This is a genomic window from Streptomyces sp. NBC_00076, from assembly GCF_045041235.1.
In the GTDB taxonomy this organism is placed as follows: domain Bacteria; phylum Actinomycetota; class Actinomycetes; order Streptomycetales; family Streptomycetaceae; genus Streptomyces.
In genome coordinates this window covers 3,377,515-3,397,518 of record NZ_CP108242.1, presented here as the reverse complement: position 1 = coordinate 3,397,518, position 20,004 = coordinate 3,377,515, and the positions used below count along the sequence as shown (strand labels likewise).

Here is a 20,004-nt window from a genome sequence, read left to right as displayed (position 1 = left end):
CCTCTTGGAGATCCGACCACTCCCATGGCCACCTTTATCGACCTGCTGTGCGGCGCAGGCGGCAGCAGCACCGGGCTCGTCGAAGCCGGGCACGAACTGATCCTTGGCATCAACCACTGGCGCTTGGCTATCGAGACGCACGCCGCCAACCACCCCAAGTGTGAACACGCCGTCATGAGCCTCACCGACGGCTTCCCGATGCGCATGCTGCCCAAGGCCGATGCCCTGTGGGCATCTGTCATCTGCACCGAGATCAGCCCCGCGGGCGGGAAGCCCCGAGAGACGAACCAACTCGACCTGCTCGACCTACTCCAGGAGGAACGCGACGAGTGGGAGTCCCTGAGCAAGGACGCCTTCGAGGCGACTCGCGTCACCGCCTGGTGTGTCGTACGAGCCGCTGAGGCGAAGCGGTTCAAGGCCATCGTCGTCGAGAACGTCGTCGAATTCGGCCTCGACTGGATCCTGTTCATGACCTGGCTCCAAGCCATGGAACTGCTCGGATACCGGTACCAGATCGTGTGCGTCAGCAGCGCCCACGTCGGCGACGACGTCAACCTGCGCGCCCCGCAGTGGCGTGACCGGATGTACGTGGTCTTCACCCTCAAGACCATGCGCAAGCCCGACCTGGAGCCCAGGCCGCTCGCTCCCTGCGTCGACTGCGGTGAGGACGTGCACGCGATCCAGTCGTGGACCAAAACCGAGGGCCTGCGCATCGGGAAGTACCGGCGCGACTACATCTACCGCTGCCCCAACACCCGCTGCCGCCACGCCATGGTCGAGCCGTACGTACGCCCGGCCAGCGACATCATCGACTGGAGCGACCTCGGGAAGAGAATCGGCGATCGCAAGAAGCCCCTTGCGGACACCACGATGGACCGCATCCGGTCGGGCCGTCGCAAGTTCCCCTGGCGCCCCTACTCGATCTCGCTCACCCACGGCAAAGACGGCGGGGACAGGGCGTTCGGCGTCGAGGACCGGCCGCTGCCCGCGCGGACGGTGAAACAGGGCGACGCCCTCCTGGTGCCGACCGGCGGCTCGTGGAACACCGAAGCCGTCCCCCTCGACGTGCCGATGCGTACTCGCACCACCCGCGAGAGCGAAGCCCTCCTGACGATGGACCCGTTCATCATCGAGTACCGCAACCACGCCACCGCCAGCCCCGCGAGCGACCCGCTCAGCGTCGTCACCGCCCAGGGCAACCACCACGGCCTCGTCACCCACGCCGGCACAGCCCCCGACCGTGCGCGGAACACCCTCGTCGTGCCGTACCGCAAGGCCGCGGTGAAGACGGCCGCCGAACCCGTCCACACCCTCTCCACCCGCGACTCAGCCGCTCTGGTGCAAAACGCCCCGGACATCAACGACTGCTACTTCCGGATGCTCAAGCCCCGCGAACAGCTCGAAGGGCAGCGGTTCCCGGCCAAGTACGTCGTCTACGGCAACCAGGCCGAGCAGACCGCGCAGGCAGGCAACGCGGTCTCGGTCAACGTCGCCCGGTGGATCGGCCAGCGATTGGAGCCCGTCCTGTGACCGGCGCAAGAACCCTGATCGGCACCCACGTCACCTCCCACGCCCCGTGCTTCGGCGACGAGGACTTCGCCGTTGCCGACGACAGATGGAAGAACGGCATCGAACTGGTCGCCATCTGCGAACCCGTTCTCTATGTCTGCGGCGGCTGCCCCTATCGGGCCGCTTGCATCCGACAAGTCGTCCCAGCCAAAAGCCTGTTCACCGGCATCTGCGGCGGTCGGATCTGGCTCAACGGCGTGATCATCCACGAGCTGCCGGACGCCGACCCCAGCGAGCTGCCAGCTCCCGTCATTCGCAAATCGTGCGGCACGGCCGCCGGATCGCGCGCACACCGCAGGGCCGTAGAGCAGCAGTGCCCTCGCTGCCTGCCCTACTACCGCCCCGGACCGAACCCGCTGGACGCAGAGGACGAGGCCGCGCAGCAGCTCGAACTCCCCGACGTCTCCTGACCAACCGAAAGGAACCGCAGTGAAGCAACTGGCCGCCATATGCACCGGCACACCGGACGGCTACCGGATTCGAGTTCTGGCCGAGGAGCACGACAACGACTTGGTGGACCTCACCCTCGACTGGGACAGCTTCCGCCCGGCCAGTGCCGGTCACCGGCTGATCGAGCACGGCTACATGATTCGACCTGACGCCCGAACCCCGGACGCGGTGAACGGCTGGCGAGACGTACCGGGCCAGCCAGGTACCTGGTCCGTGCCCGTTATGCCGACGAACGGGGCAGCCCAGTGACGCACCCGATGATCACCGAGCGCCTTGTCGAGGCGGTTGCCCACTGGACGGAAGGGCGCCACGACGATGCCCAGGAGGTCCTGGCGGACATTGCGCGAACCGGGACGCCATCGCTGATGTACGGCGTCGCGACGGGGCTCGCGGTCATGGCGAAGGCAGCACTGGCGAAGATGCAGGGACTCGACGGCGAGACGTCGTCCTGGATCATCCTGACCCCCAACGGGAGCCCTCCCGAGGACGTCGTCCCGCCACCGCACCTCTTCGCAGCACGCTTCATCACCGCGTTCGCCAACGGGGACAGCGCGACCACGCTCGCCCTCTATGGGGCCGCCTTCACCGCGCCCGACCCCGAACTGTTGCCCGCCTGCATGGAGATGCTGCTGGCAGCCACCGGTGAGGCAGTGCGCGCGGCCACTCCGGGGGCCGACCGATGACCGGCTCTGCCACGTACTCATCTGACGGACTGCGCCACGATGTTGCCGACCGGGCGACGTGGAGCGTCGGGATCTGCGCAGGGCGATGCGGCACCTGCATCTTCCGGCCGGGCAACCTCATGTGCCTGGAAGAGGGGCGAGTGGCACAAATGATCGCCAACGCCGTCGCCGAGGAGGGGCACATCGTCTGCCACGCCACGCTCGGCACCGATGCCCCCGCCATCTGCGCGGGCTTCGCGGCCCACCGGAACGGCAGCACCGCCTCTCTTGCCCTGCGCCTCGCCCGTGCCCGCGTCCTTCGAACCGTCTGGGTCCACGTCGACACCAGAAAGGTGGAGTCGTGACCGGTCTGTTTGCGCTGCTCGTCCTCCTTGCGTGGGCAGCGGGAGTCGTGGTCCTTGCGAACGCCTTCCGGAGGCTGCTTGCCGACGACCCGGCCCTGCGCCTGATCTGCCAACTGCGGCCGGGCGCCGTCGCCCTGTACCTCACGGTGGTCATCGTCGCGTGGCCGGCGGCGATGGCGGCGAAGGTCCTGTCGGAGCTCCTTGATCGGGGCCGCGGGTGACCCATATCAAGCCCGGACGGATCTTCGTGGCCTGCGACCCGCGCGACAGCATCCGCATAAGGATCGAGCAGTACAAGCCGGGGGACATGCGCGCCCTGGTAGCCGACGCTGCCACCGGCCGGAGACGCCGCCTCATGCTCATCTCCGCCTTGCACGCGTCGGCCATCACCAACGCCGGCGTGCGGCGCCGGAGCGGATATGCCCCCGAGACAGCAGAGTTGTCAACGACCGCAGCGATTCGCCCGGTCGTCGTTCCGAGCGACGAGCATCCGGACTGGTTCGAGGGGATGCCAGGTCGCCAGTTCAGGGTCGCCCTGCCGCCCCGGCTGACGCTCCTGAACTCCAACCAGCGGCTCCACCATCACCAGCGCGCGGAGATCACCAGGGTGCTGCGGCGCGCGGCCTGGGCTGCCTCGCGCGCAGTGCCGCACTTGGAACGGGTCCACATCATCGGTGTCCTGCACCCCGAGGACAGGCAGAGGAGAGACCCCGCCAACTGGTACCCCAGCTTCAAGGCATGCATTGACGGCCTGGTGGACCAAGGGGTCCTGGACGACGACGACCACACGCGCGTCGTCGGCCCGGACATGCGCATGGGGCACGTGGTCGAGGGCGCGCGACTCGTCCTCCATATCCGCGACCTCACCTCTGCGGATACGGGTGTTGACCTGCGGAAATAAAGCTTTTCGGTGATCAAGAAAAGCCATCGAAAATCTTGCCCCCTTCGCGAATGCATATAGAATAGAACTATAAGGAGGGGGATAGCCCCCCTTCTTAAACCGTCAGGAGAGACCGTGAGTGCCCCTTTCAGCCCCGAGAGCATCCGCCAGCGCCTGAGCACCGAACAGATCAGCTCCGCCCAAGCGGACCGGCTGGCCGAAGCGATCGCGGGATCCCTCCGCGGGACCTGCAAGGAGTGGTTCCCCGGCACCGACTACGACAACTGGCGGCAGATGCTCCCCGAACCGCTGCTCGACGTTCTGGTCCAACTCCTCACGTGGGACAAGAACGGTCAGATCGTGGCCGATCACCTGCCGACGGCCGCAGCCGCCTGCATCTTCCTGGACCTGCAGAACTCCGCCATTCCCGTCGGCTGACGCCACCCACGACGCCGCCCGGCGACCGGTGACCACCACATCCCGGCCGCCGGGCGGCCTTACGTCAAGGAGGCACATGAAAGCGCAAGACCCCTGTCCGCTGGCGGACCAGCAGGTGTGCGAAGCCACTCGCGACCTCGCTCGCGTCGTGCTGAGACGCATGGCTGTGACGGCGGCCGCGATCGAGCCCCGCATTAGGACCCTCGTCGCCACCCGCGGAGACTCCGGCTACGCCTTATGGCGCCTGCATGGCGCCGACGGGCGACTTCTCCTCCGGTTCGACCTGTGCAAGGAGCCGGACCCGATCTGGAACAAGCTCACCGCCGACCTGCGCCTTCTCGCTCGGCTCGCGGACCTGCGCACGCACCCGCCCGGCTACTACTACGTCCACCCGCTGAAAGACGAGCGCGACATCGCGGTCCCTCTCCCCGGCAACCCCCGGGGCCTTCCCCCTCGAACGATTGGACCCCTCCAATGATCGCCACAACGCCGGCCCTGCTGGTCTCCCCGGACGGCGAAGTCGAAGAGCTGCTGCTCGACTCGCGCCACGCCGACCAGATGACCTGCATCAGGCTCTACGTTCAGGACCCCAGCGCCCATCCGCTCGGCCGCAAGGCGGTCGTGCACGTCGGACGCAGCGACCAGTCGGTAAACGACGTCGCCGGACAAGCGTGGATGAGCATCACAGGGGGAAGCCGGCCGCCTGTCCTGCGCGGCCCCGTCGTCATCACCGGGGCCGTCAGCCCCGCTGGCGACTTCATGCCGTTGCCCGATCTCAGCGCCCAGGCCGTCCGGCGAGCGGGCGAACTGCTCGCCGATGCTATCAGATTGCCCAGTGTGAGCGCGGTGCAGCGGCACGGCGGGCGCCGTTACCAATGTGACGCCTACGCGATCACGCGAGACAAGGTCAGCGGCCGATGGGCCTTCGTCGTCCTCGACGGGGTCGGCGACCGTCCCGCCGTCCAGCATTTCGCAGAGGCGTTCGCGCCCCGCCTTGCTCGCGCCGCAGCCGTGCACGGCGACCCCGCCCGCGCCCTGGCGGCGGTGCGAGTCCAGGCCAGAGGCGGACTCGGTTGGGACTTCGACCCCCGTACCGACCCCAGCGCCGTCGCGGTCGTCGCCACGGTCGACCACCGGTCGCCCCATATCCGGCTCGCCTGGACCGGCGACGCGCGGGCCTATCGAGGGACCCTGGTAGGAACCGCCGAGCCCGCCACTCAAGACCACAACTACGCGCAGAAGTTGCGAAGTCGAGGACGCGCCCCCGGACGGTACGACCGGAACTTCATCACCTCCTGCCTGATGACTGGCTCCATCGGTACGGCGGCGATCCCAAGAAGGCACACTCGCCGACTGCTGCTGTGCAGCGACGGTGTCTACGCGCCGCTCGAGGAACACGGTCCGGACATCGGCGGAATCCTCGACTTCGCCGACGACGCGAAGGACGCCGCGACGATCCTCGTCGACGACGCGATCGCTGCCAGCAAGGACGACCGCCCCGACAACGCCACGGCGCTCGTGGTCGACATCCCCCAGTACTGACCCCGTACTCGCTCACGGCAGGGCCGCAACATTCCCTGAATGCCCATAGAAAAGAAGCTTTCGGGAGCGGTTCCCCATCCTCAACCGGAGACCTCCATGCCCGCTCGCCCCTCGATACCGGCAATCAACACGCCAGCCCACCACTTCGGTGCGATGTTCCTCATCCTTATCGCCCGCGCGCCTGACACCGACACGCTCCGCGCAGCCATGCACCTCGCCGACAACGCGGTGATCGCCTCATGGGCGCTGCGCCCGGACGACCTCGAACCCCTCACCGTCGAGCAGTACCGCCAGCTGCTCAACTACGCCACCGCACCCGAAGTCCTCGACCTGGCCCTCTATCTGCGCGGCGACGGGAAGCGCATCCGCACCCTCATGGATCACATCGCCCGAGAGATGGCGGAACTCCTCTCTCACTACTCCCCGCCGGACGCCCAGGTCTGACACGCGCCCACCAACGCCATTGGAGAGCCATGACCAGTCCACCCGAACGGCAGTGGTGGGTTGTCTACCAGGAGCCGACCCCTGCCGAAATGGAGGTCGTCACCGTCGAACTCCCTCCCGGTGACGACGCCGCCCACGACAGACGGTGCGCCGAACTAGAGGCATCCGGCCACTGCGCCTACGTCATCACCGCACCCGACGAGGACGCGGCAGGCGACATCGCCCTGCGCGTCTGGTCGGAAGAACTCGTCACCAGCCCAACACGCCTGGCGGCTGCTGACGCCTACCTCGCCACCCTCAACCAGCCCACGACCAGACCTCTGGAGACCACGTGAACCCGACCACGATGCACACCCTGTCCGTTCGCATCGCTGAAGAACTCGGCGTTCACCCGGACGCCGCCGCTCGCGCCCTCCGGGCCGTCCTCGGCCTGTTTCGATCCCAGGCCCACCATCCTGCGGTCGCCAACGCCGGCATGACGCCCATTAAATATCTCGGCCTCGCACTCAAGAGCGACCGATTCAAGGCCCTGCTCATCGCCGCCACCCTGACGGCCGCTGGCCGGGACGCTGACGCCAGCCTCACCTGGGCTGCCTATCTCGACCGAGAGATGGCGGCCACCAAGCTCGCCCACGAGGCCGTACCGGACACCGCTGTCCTCGGCGACCCGGAGGCCATTCGCCGCGTCGGCCGCCCACTCGGCCTCACTGACGAGCACACCGACCGGCTCATACCGGGGCTCATCTTCACCATCGCGACCGGCTACCCCTACCGCGCCGCAAGCATGCGACACCTCAGCCTCACCCAGGTCCTCGTGCAGCTCACCGCGGAGGACCTCGCGGAACTCCTCCAGCACGCGGCGCTTGTCGAGGCCGGGTGCACCGAGGGCGCCGACATCTTGCTCCGCCGTATCCAGAACGCCCGTTGACAGTGACGCCTGTCGGCCAGCATCCACGTGGGTCGACGCGCGGCACCGCGTCGACCTACGAGCCAGGAGAATCAGCATGAGCCAACTCGACCTGTTCGCCGACCCCGACCAGCCGGCCGCGCAGCCCACCGCTGTCACCCCGACCCGCAGGCATCTCGCCGACCTTCCGCCGGCCCCCGCGCCCGTGACGATCCCCGCCGCCTCGCCTCGCCCTGCACTCGCGGTCGTCAAGCCCAAGCTGGGCCACTACCGCCCGGCGCAGCGCAACCCGCACGCGCACGCCTTCGAGATCGCGGAAGCCGTCAACTACGCCTGGCACCACGCACACGGGGGGAGCAGCATCGAAATCCCCATCGGCGTGGTCGCCACGCTTGCCCTGTGGCCCCTGCGTGGCCCGGACGCCTACCTTGCCGCCGACTGGTGGCTCAGCCTCGACGACGCCGAGCTGCTGACCGCCTTCCGCGAGTGCTGGGCCCGTTGGTGGATCATGCGACCGGACCTCATCGACCGGGCCACGCCTCTGCACAAGTGGGTCGACGATGAGAAGCCCGACACGCGGCGGGCCGCTGCCGTACGCGCGGTCGTCGAGGCTGCAGTTACCAACGGGCTACTGCACCTGACCACCAGCGACGACCCAGATCTCCGCTCCACCACCGACGTGATCGGGGCCTTGCTTGCCGTCATGCGCTCCGAAGGCGCTCACGATGCCCTCGCCGAGATACACACGCCACCGGAGGTCGCCTATCTGATGGCCAGGATGCTGCTCGACGACAAGCCGCTCGAGCCCGGCATGAAGTTCGACGAGCCCGCGGGCGGGACTGGCGGCATGTACCGCGCCGCTGTACAGGTCATGCGCGAACGCGGCATCGACCCACACCAGTTCGGATGGTCGCTGACGGACATAGACCCCCTCGCGGCCGCGGGCGCGGCCGTCAACGCGATCCTCTGGGACCTCGGCCCGCACGTGCTCATCCGGTGCGGCGACACCCTGCACGAGGGCAACCTGCACGCGCGGGCTGTCCGCGAGGCGCGCGACTCCCTGAAGCGGCGCGATCGCTTGCACTCGCAGGCCGTCTTCCTTGCGGCCATCCAGAAGGTCGAAGCTCTGGTACGCGATATAGCGGCCTGACCTGCGGAAACTCTCTCAGAAAATCTTGAACCCCCCCCTGAATGCATATAGAATGGAACCAATAGGGGAGGGGAGACATGCAAGAGCCACCGTTCACATTCCCGTACTGCCGCAGCCACGACGTCCGATGCCAGCAACCGGGCTGCGACGCCTGCGCCTGCGACCACTGCTTCGACTGCGGAGCCTGCCCCACCGAGACATGCGACCACGACGCCTAGCAGGCGACCGACAACGGCCCCGCCAATCGGCGGGGCCAACCGGCGGCCCACCACGACTTCCTTCCCCAACGCCTCAGGACTGGAGCACAGATGACCTACAAGAAGGGCGACCGCATCGCCCTCGTACACACCACCGACTCGCACACCGAACTCAGGCCCGGCGACGAAGGCACCGTCCACCGGTTCGACGCCAACCTCTCCATCCTCTCCGTGAACTGGGACAGCGGCTCCACCCTCTCGATGCTCCTCGACGACGGCGACGAAGTACGCGCCGCATAGCCACACCGGGCCCGCCCTTGCGGGGCGGGCCCTCACTCGCAGACCTCTTGGAGAACCACACATGCTCATCACCGACGCCGCAGTCCGAGAAGCCGCGGCCAACCTCGCCCAAAACCTCGGCGGAGACTGGGCGATCGACGCCGAAGCGCCCGCCGACGGCGCAGCCCACCTCATCTACAGCGACGGACGAGGCATCGGCTTCCGCCCCATCTTCGGCGGAACCACCGTCCAACTCTGGATCACCGGCAGCGCAGCACCTCCGCTCCCCGACGGGGCCACCCCTGCCGAACAAGCCGTCTACGAGGCGCAGGCCGTCACACGCCTTCCCGAAGGGCACCGCTACAACAAGTCGACCACCCTCGTCACCGAGGACGACGAGGATCCCGAACGCATCATCCTGCGCACCCTTGGCAACGACCTTTTCCCCGCCTTCGAGTACAAGCCCCGCTATGTCGGTCACCGGCCATGGATAGACCTCTTCGATAACGCCCTCGCCGCCGTCACCGCCGAGCGAGACGCCCCGCCGGCCTCGACCAGCATCGAAGTGGACGCTGAGTCTAAGCGCGCCGAGGGCTCCGACGCCGACCGAAGGGTCGAGCGCGAGCCCGCCCCCGAGGTCGACGAAGGCCGTCAGCCGGAAGGTGTCGCTGGCGAGGAGACCCTGCACGAGGCAGCCTCGCTCGATGGGGAAGCCGAGCCCGAAGCGACGCAGCACCCAAGCCCCGAACCTGAACCCGAGCTCGCTCCGGACCGGAGCCCCACCGACGAGACCAGCGGTGAAGCAGACGACCAACCCGCCACGAAACCGCGCCCCCGCAGCGGGACCACGAAGCGCCGTCCGAAGGCCAGGGCCACCTGACCCCGTACAACTCGACCAGGGAGCGCGGCCCATGCCGCACTCCCTCCGGAGTGCCACGAGCAACGACACCGGAGCCATCGCCTGCCAATGCCGCTTCACCACCTCCGGAACGCGGAGAGGACGGGGTGGCGTCGGCCGTTCCTCGTCACGAGGAGCGGTATGACCGAAACTAGGCTCAATTTGGCACAAGGTAATCGGTACGTTGACGGGCCTATCTTCGAGTTGGTCGGCGATGAGGGGGACGGATCATGAGAGACGGGAAGGCCTCGCCCCGCAAGCGAGCCTCGCGCATCTTGCGCCGCGCTGGCCGGATGTTCGTGCTGGCGCTTGCCAGCGGCAGTCTGCTCGTCACAACCAGCCCTGACGCGCACGCCAGCGCGACGACCGTCCTTGCCAGAAGTAGCGGGAACAAGTGCGGCCACGCAATGATTTTCTACGAGACCTTCGCCGAATCCGGCAGCACCTACCACATCACCTATAGCGGTGAACTCTTCTGGAGTTCCCTCGAGTTGGGATGCGGAGACTGGCGAGAACCGTACGCGCCTGTCCTGCAGTGGAAAGGCAAAAGGTGGGGAGTAAATTTCGACTGGGAAGATGCTCCAAACGGATATGACGATGACCATGAGATCGAAAAGGTGTCGGGTTCGGGATACCTCGACGTGAGATTCCGGGTCTGTAACTGGAACACGGACACCGGATACGTCGGCACCTGCGGTCCCAGCTGACTGGCTCCACAGCGTCATCCGGGCGCCGCACGGCACCGAGAAGGTCGAGCTGAGCAACGGTCATCGTGACGGTCCTTCCTCGTAACCTGTCAGCGTGGCAGGCTGGGCCTACGGCAGGACTTATCCAGAGGCTTCGCCCCGAGTGCCGCGAGTGCCGGGGCGGAGCCTCTGTGTTGGAAGGGGAATCCGCTGTGGGCGAGTACGGGACCCTGTTCTGAGCTGGCGCGATCATCCCCGCGTGCGTGGGGAGCAGTTGGTACTGGCACCCGAGCGGTACGCGCGGTAGGGACCATCCCCGCGTGCGTGGGGAGCAGGATCGAGCCCGTCCTCGGCTGGGCGAAGGGCAGGGACCATCCCCGCGTGCGTGGGGAGCAGGACCGGACTCGGTCCGCGCCCACGAAGTCTCAGGGACCATCCCCGCGTGCGTGGGGAGCAGGTCGGGGTCTGTGAGCGCACCCTTTACCGCTGGGGACCATCCCCGTGTGCGTGGGGAGCAGCGGGTGGGCGTGGAGCAGCGCGAGTTCATGGAGGGACCATCCCCGCGTGCGTGGGGAGCAGCACTTGGGGTGGGATCCCACGTGGACGGGCTGGGGACCATCCCCGCGTGCGTGGGGAGCAGCTGTTCTTCACCGCGCGCAACACCCGGCACCGGGGACCATCCCCACGTGCGTGGGGAGCAGTTCGTCCATAAGAGACAGAGTCCTGGTGGGCAGGGACCATCCCCGCGTGCGTGGGGAGCAGACCTGTCGGTGTCCGCGGCGACCGTGATGCGGGGGACCATCCCCGCGTGCGTGGGGAGCAGTCCCTCCCGTCGGTCACCGAGATCCGCGAGCAGGGACCATCCCCGCGTGCGTGGGGAGCAGACCGGCTTCCGCGCCGACCCCGAGCCCTGTGTGGGACCATCCCCGCGTGCGTGGGGAGCAGCCGGACGCGAACGTGGTCACCGACCCGTTGGCGGGACCATCCCCGCGTGCGTGGGGAGCAGGTGCCCCCGGTGGAGCCCACCCGCAGCGTCCCGGGACCATCCCCGCGTGCGTGGGGAGCAGGCCGACCTGGTCCAGGTCCGACAGCCCCTCTGGGGACCATCCCCGCGTGCGTGGGGAGCAGGCCATGAACGACCTCGGGCGGGACGTGGCGCAGGGACCATCCCCGCGTGCGTGGGGAGCAGCTTCGAACCTCACGTCATGATCGACGCCAGGGGGGACCATCCCCGCGTGCGTGGGGAGCAGGAACGCGACCGTGCAGACCCCCCCCCGGGGCTCGGGGACCATCCCCGCGTGCGTGGGGAGCAGCAGACCCCGGGCTTCGACGCGATGGCCGACCGGGGACCATCCCCGCGTGCGTGGGGAGCAGCGGCGGCGGCGCAGGCCGGAACAACGGCAACGGGGACCATCCCCGCGTGCGTGGGGAGCAGGGCCCGCACCCGGGAACCCCGGTCACGGTGACGGGACCATCCCCGCGTGCGTGGGGAGCAGTACTACTTCGACGGCCGTATCGACGCGGTCTGGGGACCATCCCCGCGTGCGTGGGGAGCAGGCCGACACCATGTACACGTAGCCCTTGCGCTTGGGACCATCCCCGCGTGCGTGGGGAGCAGCGGATGGCTCCGGAGACCGAGGGTGTTCGAACGGGACCATCCCCGCGTGCGTGGGGAGCAGGGCGACCAGGTGCGGGCCGCCGCAGCCCAGGCGGGACCATCCCCGCGTGCGTGGGGAGCAGCCTGCTCTGTGCCCTGCTGCTGCCCCAGGGCCGGGACCATCCCCGCGTGCGTGGGGAGCAGATCCGCAGCACCCGCACCACCGGCAGAGCAGCGGGACCATCCCCGCGTGCGTGGGGAGCAGAGCGGCATGTCGAAGCCGAGGATCGCCCACAGGGGACCATCCCCGCGTGCGTGGGGAGCAGCCATCAGTCCCATGGGATGTCAGCCCGTCGTCGGGACCATCCCCGCGTGCGTGGGGAGCAGATGGCGGCCGGCCCCACCAAGCGGAGCGGGCAGGGACCATCCCCGCGTGCGTGGGGAGCAGCCGGTCAGATTGGAGTCCCGGTTGGTCCCGTCGGGACCATCCCCGCGTGCGTGGGGAGCAGGTCGCCCGTTTCGAACTCAGACGTGATGGTGAAGGACCATCCCCGCGTGCGTGGGGAGCAGACGTGGACCGTGCGGAGCGGCGGGCCACCGTGCGGACCATCCCCGCGTGCGTGGGGAGCAGTGTGCGTCGAGGCTCACGTGTTCTCTCTTCGGGGGACCATCCCCGCGTGCGTGGGGAGCAGCGCCGACCGGGCCGGCCGCGCCCCGGGAAGTCGGGACCATCCCCGCGTGCGTGGGGAGCAGATGCTCAAGGAAGCCACCCGCTGGCCCGGCCCGGGACCATCCCCGCGTGCGTGGGGAGCAGCGGGGGGCCGGTGTCAGCGTGAACGGCGTTGCGGGACCATCCCCGCGTGCGTGGGGAGCAGCTGCCATGGCCTCTTGGGCCTTGCGTCGGCGGGGGACCATCCCCGCGTGCGTGGGGAGCAGAAATCACCGGTGGGCGCCCAAGGGATAGCCCAGGGACCATCCCCGCGTGCGTGGGGAGCAGCTCCGGCGCCCAACTCTGGCCAGGCGCAACGAGGGACCATCCCCGCGTGCGTGGGGAGCAGACCCCGGCACCCGAGCCGGACGTCAGCGCGTAGGGACCATCCCCGCGTGCGTGGGGAGCAGACCCAGATGGCGCGGGACGCCCTTGCAGGGGTGGGACCATCCCCGCGTGCGTGGGGAGCAGGCCATCCGCGACCAGCCCGACCTCCGCTGGAAGGGACCATCCCCGCGTGCGTGGGGAGCAGTCGCGGAGGATGGACTGCGCCGCCCACGTCTTGGGACCATCCCCGCGTGCGTGGGGAGCAGGACACCAACGGGGACGTAGGGGATGGGTGGTCTGGACCATCCCCGCGTGCGTGGGGAGCAGGCGGTTTCGGGGGTGAGGGTGGCGAGGGCGGGGGGACCATCCCCGCGTGCGTGGGGAGCAGGCTCCGCGACCTGCGTGTTTACCGCATCCCAGCTCGGTTTCTAGGCACTTTCATCGATTCCGGCAATTTGCTTTATTTGGGCATCCGTATCAATTAGTTCCTGCCGAATCGGCGGCGCTTTGATGCTTTGCTCCAGCCGGGTTGGGGTCTGCTGCTCTGTGGTGGGGCGTTGCTGTTCGGGCGGCGGATCAGGGTGAGGCCTTCGTGGTCGGTGGGGTGCCAGGCGTGGTCGTGGGTGCGGAAGGTGAAGCCCTGCTCGTTGTTGGTGGTGTGGGCGAGCAGGGCGCGGCCTTGGCCGGCGTACTGCTGGACTTCGTCCCACAGGGCGTCGCGGATTCTTGCTGACGGGTTGCCGATGAAGACGCCTGACGAGATTTCCAGGAGCCAGCGGGTCAGGAATCCGCGGAGGCCGGGCGGGCAGTTGGTGAGGACGATGACGGTCACCAGATGACTGCTTCTTCGGCGTCTCCGTAGTTCCGTCCGGCGGCGACTTGGTGGCCACCGTCGGTCTGGAGCGTGACGCGGTCTTCCTCGCTGAGCCTGTTGCCGCTGTCGTCATTCGGTAGTAGGAGGCGTTTGATGTCGTTGACGCAGCGGTTCAGCAGCCCGGTGTCGTTGATGCGGTCCCGTAGGGCGCGGCGGGTGCGGGGGCCGACGTCCTCGTCTGCTTCGGCCGCGATGTCGAAGGCGAGGGGGATGCCGATCTCGGTTTTGTAGAGGTCGGCGATGTCCAGGACGAAGGACAGTTCGTGGCCGGAGTGGACGAAGCCGAGTCCGGGGCTGCATCCGAGGGAGGCGACGACGGCGTGGGCGATGCCGTACATGCACTGGGCGGCGGCGGTGATGCCCTGGTTGACGGGGTCGCCGCTGCTGAAGTCGCCGGGTGTGTACTTCCTGCCGTACCAGCGGACGCCGGTGCGGGCGGCTTGGGTGCGGTAGCAGTCTTTGACGCGGTCGCCTTCGCGGCCGAGCAGCTGTTGGCGGGTCAGGCTGGCTGGGTCGTCGTCGGGGAAGCGCAGCCGGTACATGGCGCGGGCGACGGCGAGGCGGCTGCGCATGTTGGCCCATTGGGTGGCCTGGGCTTCGACGAGGGCGGCGGAGCGGCTCAGGGCCCTGCCGCCGGCGTAGTAGCGGACGCCGTGTTCGCCTACCCAGGCGACGCCTGCCCCGGTTTCGCCGAGGACGCTCATTGCCTGGTGGGTGATGCGGGTGCCGGGGCCGAGGAGGAGGGTGCCGATGGTGGCGGAGGGGATGTGGGTGGTGCCGTCGGCGTCTTCGGCGGTGATGGCGTTGGCGTCCCGGTGGATGGTGCAGCGTTCCAGGTAGATGAAGGAGAGGCGTTCTCCGGTGCGGGTGAGGTGCCGTGGAGTGAGTGCGGTGCGTTTGCCGACGGTCGTCACGGGCTCACTCGGTCGTGGTGGTGAGTGGGGCGAGGGTCATCAGGCCGCAGCCGTAGGCCTTGGCCTTGCCGAGGCCATGGGTAAGGGTGCGGCGCAGTGCCTCGGGGTCCGTGACTTCGAGGCGGCCGTCGAAGGTGGCGGTGACCACCGTCACGCGGTGCCGTTTCGAGGCGGCCTCGTCGGACTTGGAGAACGCCAGGGAGCGTGGATCACGGACGGTCAGCTCGTGCCGGTCGCCGTGGTGCTGGTGGCCCTTATATGTCGTGCCGCTGGGCAATAGCCGGTTCTCGTCGGGCTTCTCCACGATCCGGAAGCCTGAGCGTTCTTGGCGGTCGAGGAGCCATGCCTTCTGGTGGACGGGGGTGCGGTGGGCGGTGCGCTTGGTCGGTTCGCCGTCTTTACGGCGGATGTGGTGCACCGGGTTGGCGGTGAGCCGGAACGCCCAGGTGTCGCCCTTGGTGAGGCGTTCGAGGAACGGTGCGTAGGGGCGGGACTGCCAGCCGGGTGTGTCGGGGTCGAGGGCGGCTGCGGGCCAGCCGGCCTGTTCGACGAGGTGGGTCAGGTCGGGCCGGTCAGGGCTGACGATGTACAGGAAGACTTCGGCGCGCGCGTTGTGGTCGAGGCGCCACAGCACCCTGGGCCCGTCGGTTCCGGCCGGTAGCAGGCCGGGGAAGGACGACAGGACCGCGGCGTGGAGCGACTGGGGTGAGGAGAGCAGCCGGCGGGCGCCCGGGCGCGCGGTGTTCACGCGGAAACGGGTCAGATACATCAGGCGGTTTCCTCCTCCAGAGCACTGAGCGGGTCGTGGTGCGGCACGGTGTGGCCGGGCGCGGGCGTGCGTGCGGCCTGCGCCCGTGGATTGGGGACGTTCAGGGTCGTGCTGACCACGGTGCGCAGGGCGTGCCGACGGTGTTCGGCGGCGAAGCTGAGCGGCTGGTCACGCAGTACGTCTTCCTCCCCGTCGCGTTCGCCGCCGGTGGCTTCCCGCAGGGTCACCAGCGGCACCGTGGTCTGGCTGCCGTGGCACTTCTGGTACCAGGCGGACGCCTGCCAGGGCTCGTCCCGCAGTGCCTGGTCGAGAGTGATGTCGGGGTGGAGGCCGAGTTCGACCGGAAGTGCGGGCGGGCAGGAGCGCCGGCCGAGGTAGGGCGGGTAGACCGGTGCGCGCAGGGCTGTGTGGAGTGCGGTGATGAGCGTGTTGTCGCCTTCGAGGGCGGCGACGAAGACGGCGTCGGCGAGGTAGAAGCGTTCGGAGAGCGGCATGGACTTGCCGGTGACCGCGTGGTGGGCGGTCTGGAAGTCCCGTACACGCGTGCCCGGCTGGTCGATACGGACGCCGAAGCGCAGGGCGCTCAACGGTGCCAGCCCGGCGTCGTCGCCGCGTTGGAGTCCTTGGGCGGCGGCCAGCATGCCGATAACCCCGCTCTTGGTCGGGGCCGACTCGGTGGTTCGACGGACGAAGCGGGCGGAGGCCCCCCACGCTTGCAGGGGGCCGGCCAGCCGCAGGGTGAGCACGCTCATGCGGGCTTCTCCATGCGTTCGGCGACCGCGTGGCCGACCGACTCGACGAGCGCGGACAGGCTGCCGGCCTCCGTGCCGATTCCTGCGAGCTTCTCGGTGTTCGAGCCGACGCGCAGCACCCAGGTCAGGGTCGACTCCTCGTCGCCGTAAGCCCGCTCGATGTCGGGGATGAAGTCCGCCAGGCGCGCGGATGCCTCCCGCAGATGTCCGCTTCCCTGCTCGGCGGATACGGGCTCCTCGAAGGCCGCGACGAAACTGATGGGGCGGGTGGTGCGGAGCTTGACCACGACCGCGTCGGGGAGGGTGTGGTTGCCGAAGGTGTTGATCTTCCCGGTGGGCAGGGAGGCGACGAAACCGTGCAGGAATGCCTCGACAGCTCGGCGCACCGGAGTGATGCGGGGTTCGTCCGCGCGCAGGCCTTCGCCGAGGTTGGCGGCGAGCTGGTGGACGCCGAGCGCGGCGTAGCGGTAGAGAGTGGCGGAGTTGAAGTCGACGGTGCCGATCATTCCGGCTCCGGGCTCCGCGTCGGTGTTGCGGTCGTCGACGGCGGTGTAGTAGTCGGATTCGTTGTCCACCCGGTGCACGCTGATCGCGTGGGCGACCTGGACGGCGGCATCGACATTGATGTCGGCGGAGTCGGCGACCATGCGGCCGAACAGGGCGATGTCGACGGAGTGACGGGTGTCGGCGATCTGCTTGGCGCGGGCCTTGTTGTCCTTGTTCTTCAGGAATTCCTTGATGTCGGCCGCGCCTTCGACGGCGAGTGCGGCGAGACCGTCGAGCTGCCGGGCACTGAGGAACATCAGGTACTTGGACTGAGGCGCCGGTTCCTCCGCAGCCTCCTTCTCCTCGCTCGCCTTCCGCTTGGGCACCTCGATCTTGGACCCTGTGGCCCCCTGGATCACCTCAGCTGCGAGAAGGAGAGCCCCGGCACCGTTCAGCGACGGGTGCAGCGCGGTGATGCGTGTGGCGAGGACTTCGGCGACCTTCTTCGTGCGTACGCCCAGCTCGCTCGGGTCCAGGAGGTGCTCGTAGCCGAAGTACGAGCGGGTGGCACGCTTCCACGCCTGACTGGAGACACGGGCCCGGGGCACCCCGCCGTACACGGCGGACTTCGGCGCGCCCGTGTCGTCGCGGTTCAGGTTGCTGGGCGGGACGGTCTGCAGGGCATGTACATCGAGGAAGATGCGGTTCACGAGGCGTCCTTGTCGGTGGTGTCGGCGGAGAGGGGCGAAGCGTTGGACCCGCTGTCTTCGGGATCGTGCTCGTCGTCGGGGGCGCGGTAGGCGTGGAACGAGCGTCCCCAGGCGCGGCGTACGGCGTCCTGGCCGCCCGGTTGCTGCCAGCGGTAAAGCTGCTCGGCGAGCAGCGCGTAGTCGAGCGCGATGTCTTCGCCACGCAGCAGCAGGACGAGGTCGCGGAGCCGCTGGGCGAGGGAGGGGAGATCCGGCGCGGTGCCGGCGCGGACCAGGCGTTTACGGACCGGCTCGGTGATCTCATCCTTTGGCATCAGCCCCCGCACGGCAGCGCCCAGGCCCGTCGGCTTCTCCCGGCGGTCGCGCAGGTGCATCGCCGTTCCGCGTGACTGCTGGTGCAGTGCCCACAGTGTGAGGGCGACGTGGACGGCGTCCTCAGCGCGGGTCAGTTCGTCCTCGCTCGGGGCCCGTCCGCCGTTTTGCGGTTTCTCGTGGAGCGGGCTCGTGTCGGCCAGGCCCCACAGGTCCGGCACCTGCTCGTACTTCCTGCCCGCTCCGCGGCGCAGCCTGGCCAGCGCCGCCACCGCGTGGGCCTGGTCCTTGAGATAGCCCTGTTGAAGAGGGGCGATGATCTCGCCGGTGATCTGTCCGACCCGTTGCCGGACGGTCGGCATGGTGGCGGTGTCGCCGGTCATGCGGGCTCCTTCGCAGTAGAGGAGTCAGATCCGGGCGCGGAGCCGGAACCGGCCTCCGGGTCGGAGAACGGATGGCCCAGGGCTTTGTTGAGGCGGCTGCGGAACCATTGGTCGGCGAGCGCGGAGTTCAGCCACAGGGAGCCCTTCTTCGCCTCGACGGTCCGGCCCTCCCATGCCGCGCCGCCCGCCTGTGCCAACTGCTGCTCGCCCAGCCGTGCGATCAGGCGGTGCACGTCCCGCTGCCAGACCTTGCGCTGCTCGTACGGGTCGTCGGTTTTGGCGAGGTCCTGGAGCCAGGTGCGGTACGGGCCGTCCAGCGCGGCGAAACCGAGATCGCGGGCGGTGCCCCTGCCCGGGTCGGACTCGATGCCCGCGGCGCGGGCCAGGTCAGTGGCGAGGTCACCGAGGGCGGTGACGGCGCCTTCCGCGTCGGATACCGCGTCGATGGCCTGCTGCGCGTACTCACGGTCTTGCTGATGGAGGAGCCTGACTGCCAGGGCGAGACGGTCATCGGCTATCTCGTCGATCACGGATTGCTGGGTGCCGTACAGAGGGCCGATGACGCGAGCCCGGATGAGGTAGCCGCGCGGCAGCTCTCCCTCTGTCACCAGCCGGGCCACCCATTCGAGGACACCCGGCCGCAGTCCCTGGGAGGCCTCGGAACCCTGAGCGCTCTCCGTCCGGTTGACGATCAGGGCAGATAGCCCCCGCCATGCGGAACGCGCGGGGTCGTGCTCGCGCGGCAGGTAGACCAGCGCCTCACCGCGCTTCTTCTCCTGCGCCGGGCTGCGCCGCCACGCGGTCATCGGCTCCCGGGTTTGCATGTTGTGCGCAGTCAGCGGGTCGCCGTAACCGAGGACGACGCCGTACGCTCCGTCCGCGTCGAAGTGGAGCCGCAGCCGCCGCGTCTGCCAGGTGTACAAGTCCCGTACGCCCGAGGGGTGCCGTGGTCCGGCGACGCCGGGACTTGAGGGTTCCCGCCGCCAGGCGGGGCGGTCGTCCCCGTCGAACCGCAGGCCGGTGGTGTCCGCGGCAATCAGGTTCAGCAGCAGGGTTTCCCGCAGGGTGCTGCCTTCGGCGAAGACACCTCCGAGCGTGCCGGCCCAGCCGACCCCCAGCGGATACACCTTGCCGCCCTTGGCCCGGCCGTCGCCGTCGACGCCGGTCTTGATGCCGGAGGTGTCGTAGGCGTGCGTGTGGACGACCCAGCGGGCGGCCTCGGAGAATCCGAGCCGGTCTACAGCCGGCTGCCGGGAGCTGAAGAAGGGCTCGCCGTTCGGGACGTCGGCGACGATCCGGTTGAGGGAGAAGACTTCGTCCCGCGCCGTACGCAGGCCCGCGACCTGGAAGAACGGTGTCACCGGGTGCAGCAGGTCGAATCGGTCACGGTGCTGGGCAAAATATCCAGGAACGGGTGCGAAGCAGTCGTCATCGGCCCACAGATCCGACCAGTGCTCGATGTCGCGCGGCCCGTCGAGAGCGTCATGGGCGATGGCGAGAAGCAGGCGCAGGAGGGCGAACTCCTGCGTGGGAAGGTCCCCGACGATCCGGCGCAGCCCGTCTCCCTGAGCAAAGACCTCGCGCAAGGAGAGCTCAGCCTGGGTGCCGTCCAGCCGCTGCACCGGTATCCAAGGCCGGGTGGTCAGATCGAACGACACCCGGGACGGCGCTTCGGACACCAACTCGTCTTCCACCATGCGTGCT

General features: G+C 68.7%; 24 protein-coding genes and 1 CRISPR repeat array. Of the genes, 17 read left to right on the top strand and 7 right to left on the bottom strand.

What is annotated here, in order from left to right:
• Positions 1-24 precede the first annotated feature (24 nt).
• From OHA64_RS15465 to OHA64_RS15385, 17 genes are all read left to right on the top strand, one after another.
• The gene (locus tag OHA64_RS15465; protein ID WP_405613268.1) at positions 25-1,530 is read left to right on the top strand and encodes a DNA cytosine methyltransferase; all 1,506 of its coding nucleotides are present in this window, start codon (positions 25-27) and stop codon (positions 1,528-1,530) included.
• Positions 1,527-1,979 (top strand): hypothetical protein, encoded by a 453-nt coding sequence (locus OHA64_RS15460; protein WP_405613266.1) that lies wholly within the window; start codon positions 1,527-1,529, stop codon positions 1,977-1,979. The genes OHA64_RS15465 and OHA64_RS15460 overlap by 4 nt, the downstream gene beginning before the upstream one ends.
• A gap of 19 nt (positions 1,980-1,998) precedes the next feature.
• The gene (locus OHA64_RS15455; RefSeq protein WP_405613264.1) at positions 1,999-2,268 is read left to right on the top strand and encodes a hypothetical protein; all 270 of its coding nucleotides are present in this window, start codon (positions 1,999-2,001) and stop codon (positions 2,266-2,268) included.
• Positions 2,265-2,702, top strand: a complete 438-nt coding sequence (locus OHA64_RS15450; RefSeq protein WP_405613262.1) for a hypothetical protein — start codon at positions 2,265-2,267, stop codon at positions 2,700-2,702. Before OHA64_RS15455 ends, OHA64_RS15450 begins: the two co-directional genes overlap by 4 nt.
• A 149-nt stretch (positions 2,703-2,851) precedes the next feature.
• Entirely contained in the window at positions 2,852-3,046 is a 195-nt protein-coding gene (locus tag OHA64_RS15445) for a hypothetical protein (protein WP_405613260.1), read from the top strand.
• Positions 3,043-3,267: a hypothetical protein gene (locus tag OHA64_RS15440; RefSeq protein ID WP_405613258.1), complete on the top strand. Its 225-nt coding sequence runs from the start codon at positions 3,043-3,045 to the stop codon at positions 3,265-3,267. Before OHA64_RS15445 ends, OHA64_RS15440 begins: the two co-directional genes overlap by 4 nt.
• Positions 3,264-3,947, top strand: a complete 684-nt coding sequence (locus OHA64_RS15435) for a hypothetical protein (protein ID WP_405613256.1) — start codon at positions 3,264-3,266, stop codon at positions 3,945-3,947. The genes OHA64_RS15440 and OHA64_RS15435 overlap by 4 nt, the downstream gene beginning before the upstream one ends.
• A gap of 114 nt (positions 3,948-4,061) precedes the next feature.
• Positions 4,062-4,364 carry a hypothetical protein gene (locus tag OHA64_RS15430; RefSeq protein ID WP_405613254.1) on the top strand — a complete coding sequence of 101 codons (303 nt, stop codon included), beginning with the start codon at positions 4,062-4,064 and terminating at the stop codon, positions 4,362-4,364.
• 76 nt (positions 4,365-4,440) lie between these two features.
• Positions 4,441-4,842 (top strand): hypothetical protein, encoded by a 402-nt coding sequence (locus OHA64_RS15425; protein ID WP_405613252.1) that lies wholly within the window; start codon positions 4,441-4,443, stop codon positions 4,840-4,842.
• Positions 4,839-5,906, top strand: coding sequence for a PP2C family protein-serine/threonine phosphatase (locus OHA64_RS15420; protein WP_405613250.1), 1,068 nt, complete (start codon positions 4,839-4,841; stop codon positions 5,904-5,906). The genes OHA64_RS15425 and OHA64_RS15420 overlap by 4 nt, the downstream gene beginning before the upstream one ends.
• Before the next feature lie 96 nt (positions 5,907-6,002).
• Positions 6,003-6,350: a hypothetical protein gene (locus OHA64_RS15415; RefSeq protein WP_405613249.1), complete on the top strand. Its 348-nt coding sequence runs from the start codon at positions 6,003-6,005 to the stop codon at positions 6,348-6,350.
• A gap of 29 nt (positions 6,351-6,379) precedes the next feature.
• Complete coding sequence (locus OHA64_RS15410; protein ID WP_405613247.1) at positions 6,380-6,685, top strand: hypothetical protein; 306 nt, start codon at positions 6,380-6,382, stop codon at positions 6,683-6,685.
• Positions 6,682-7,278, top strand: coding sequence for a hypothetical protein (locus OHA64_RS15405; RefSeq protein WP_405613245.1), 597 nt, complete (start codon positions 6,682-6,684; stop codon positions 7,276-7,278). The genes OHA64_RS15410 and OHA64_RS15405 overlap by 4 nt, the downstream gene beginning before the upstream one ends.
• A 76-nt stretch (positions 7,279-7,354) precedes the next feature.
• The gene (locus tag OHA64_RS15400) at positions 7,355-8,407 is read left to right on the top strand and encodes an N-6 DNA methylase (protein ID WP_405613243.1); all 1,053 of its coding nucleotides are present in this window, start codon (positions 7,355-7,357) and stop codon (positions 8,405-8,407) included.
• Positions 8,408-8,715: 308 nt separating this feature from the next.
• Complete coding sequence (locus OHA64_RS15395) at positions 8,716-8,904, top strand: DUF4314 domain-containing protein (protein ID WP_405613241.1); 189 nt, start codon at positions 8,716-8,718, stop codon at positions 8,902-8,904.
• 61 nt (positions 8,905-8,965) lie between these two features.
• Entirely contained in the window at positions 8,966-9,763 is a 798-nt protein-coding gene (locus OHA64_RS15390; protein ID WP_405613239.1) for a hypothetical protein, read from the top strand.
• 311 nt (positions 9,764-10,074) lie between these two features.
• Positions 10,075-10,488, top strand: a complete 414-nt coding sequence (locus OHA64_RS15385; protein WP_405613237.1) for a hypothetical protein — start codon at positions 10,075-10,077, stop codon at positions 10,486-10,488.
• Between the two features lie 224 nt (positions 10,489-10,712).
• Positions 10,713-13,488: direct repeats of the CRISPR family, unit length 29 nt; unit sequence GGGACCATCCCCGCGTGCGTGGGGAGCAG.
• A gap of 93 nt (positions 13,489-13,581) precedes the next feature.
• On the opposite strand, the gene cas2e is transcribed toward OHA64_RS15385, so the two are convergent.
• From cas2e to casA, 7 genes are read right to left on the bottom strand one after another with little or no spacing between them, the layout of a single operon-like run.
• Positions 13,582-13,932: a type I-E CRISPR-associated endoribonuclease Cas2e gene (gene cas2e / locus OHA64_RS15380; RefSeq protein WP_405613235.1), complete on the bottom strand. Its 351-nt coding sequence runs from the start codon at positions 13,930-13,932 to the stop codon at positions 13,582-13,584.
• Positions 13,929-14,888 carry a type I-E CRISPR-associated endonuclease Cas1e gene (gene cas1e / locus OHA64_RS15375; RefSeq protein WP_405613233.1) on the bottom strand — a complete coding sequence of 320 codons (960 nt, stop codon included), beginning with the start codon at positions 14,886-14,888 and terminating at the stop codon, positions 13,929-13,931. Before cas1e ends, cas2e begins: the two co-directional genes overlap by 4 nt.
• A gap of 4 nt (positions 14,889-14,892) precedes the next feature.
• Positions 14,893-15,657: a type I-E CRISPR-associated protein Cas6/Cse3/CasE gene (gene cas6e, locus OHA64_RS15370; RefSeq protein ID WP_405613231.1), complete on the bottom strand. Its 765-nt coding sequence runs from the start codon at positions 15,655-15,657 to the stop codon at positions 14,893-14,895.
• Positions 15,657-16,409, bottom strand: coding sequence for a type I-E CRISPR-associated protein Cas5/CasD (cas5e, locus tag OHA64_RS15365; protein ID WP_405613229.1), 753 nt, complete (start codon positions 16,407-16,409; stop codon positions 15,657-15,659). Before cas5e ends, cas6e begins: the two co-directional genes overlap by 1 nt.
• Complete coding sequence (gene cas7e, locus OHA64_RS15360) at positions 16,406-17,605, bottom strand: type I-E CRISPR-associated protein Cas7/Cse4/CasC (protein ID WP_405613227.1); 1,200 nt, start codon at positions 17,603-17,605, stop codon at positions 16,406-16,408. Before cas7e ends, cas5e begins: the two co-directional genes overlap by 4 nt.
• A complete protein-coding gene (gene casB / locus OHA64_RS15355; RefSeq protein WP_405613225.1) occupies positions 17,602-18,300 on the bottom strand; it encodes a type I-E CRISPR-associated protein Cse2/CasB in 699 nt (232 codons plus the stop codon). Before casB ends, cas7e begins: the two co-directional genes overlap by 4 nt.
• Positions 18,297-19,997 (bottom strand): type I-E CRISPR-associated protein Cse1/CasA, encoded by a 1,701-nt coding sequence (gene casA / locus OHA64_RS15350; protein ID WP_405623986.1) that lies wholly within the window; start codon positions 19,995-19,997, stop codon positions 18,297-18,299. The genes casB and casA overlap by 4 nt, the downstream gene beginning before the upstream one ends.
• Between the last annotated feature and the right edge of the window lie 7 nt (positions 19,998-20,004).

Excerpts from the sequence above, each read along its gene's own strand:
- OHA64_RS15425 (WP_405613252.1), top strand. The coding sequence starts at position 4,441 with ATGAAAGCGCAAGACCCCTGTCCGCTGGCGGACCAGCAGGTGTGCGAA.
- OHA64_RS15420 (WP_405613250.1), top strand. The coding sequence starts at position 4,839 with ATGATCGCCACAACGCCGGCCCTGCTGGTCTCCCCGGACGGCGAAGTC.
- OHA64_RS15385 (WP_405613237.1), top strand. The coding sequence starts at position 10,075 with ATGTTCGTGCTGGCGCTTGCCAGCGGCAGTCTGCTCGTCACAACCAGC.
- casB (WP_405613225.1), bottom strand. The coding sequence starts at position 18,300 with ATGACCGGCGACACCGCCACCATGCCGACCGTCCGGCAACGGGTCGGA.
- OHA64_RS15415 (WP_405613249.1), top strand. The coding sequence starts at position 6,003 with ATGCCCGCTCGCCCCTCGATACCGGCAATCAACACGCCAGCCCACCAC.
- OHA64_RS15390 (WP_405613239.1), top strand. The coding sequence starts at position 8,966 with ATGCTCATCACCGACGCCGCAGTCCGAGAAGCCGCGGCCAACCTCGCC.
- OHA64_RS15400 (WP_405613243.1), top strand. The coding sequence starts at position 7,355 with ATGAGCCAACTCGACCTGTTCGCCGACCCCGACCAGCCGGCCGCGCAG.
- casA (WP_405623986.1), bottom strand. The coding sequence starts at position 19,997 with ATGGTGGAAGACGAGTTGGTGTCCGAAGCGCCGTCCCGGGTGTCGTTC.
- cas6e (WP_405613231.1), bottom strand. The coding sequence starts at position 15,657 with ATGTATCTGACCCGTTTCCGCGTGAACACCGCGCGCCCGGGCGCCCGC.
- OHA64_RS15465 (WP_405613268.1), top strand. The coding sequence starts at position 25 with ATGGCCACCTTTATCGACCTGCTGTGCGGCGCAGGCGGCAGCAGCACC.
- OHA64_RS15410 (WP_405613247.1), top strand. The coding sequence starts at position 6,380 with ATGACCAGTCCACCCGAACGGCAGTGGTGGGTTGTCTACCAGGAGCCG.
- OHA64_RS15445 (WP_405613260.1), top strand. The coding sequence starts at position 2,852 with ATGATCGCCAACGCCGTCGCCGAGGAGGGGCACATCGTCTGCCACGCC.
- OHA64_RS15395 (WP_405613241.1), top strand. The coding sequence starts at position 8,716 with ATGACCTACAAGAAGGGCGACCGCATCGCCCTCGTACACACCACCGAC.
- cas5e (WP_405613229.1), bottom strand. The coding sequence starts at position 16,409 with ATGAGCGTGCTCACCCTGCGGCTGGCCGGCCCCCTGCAAGCGTGGGGG.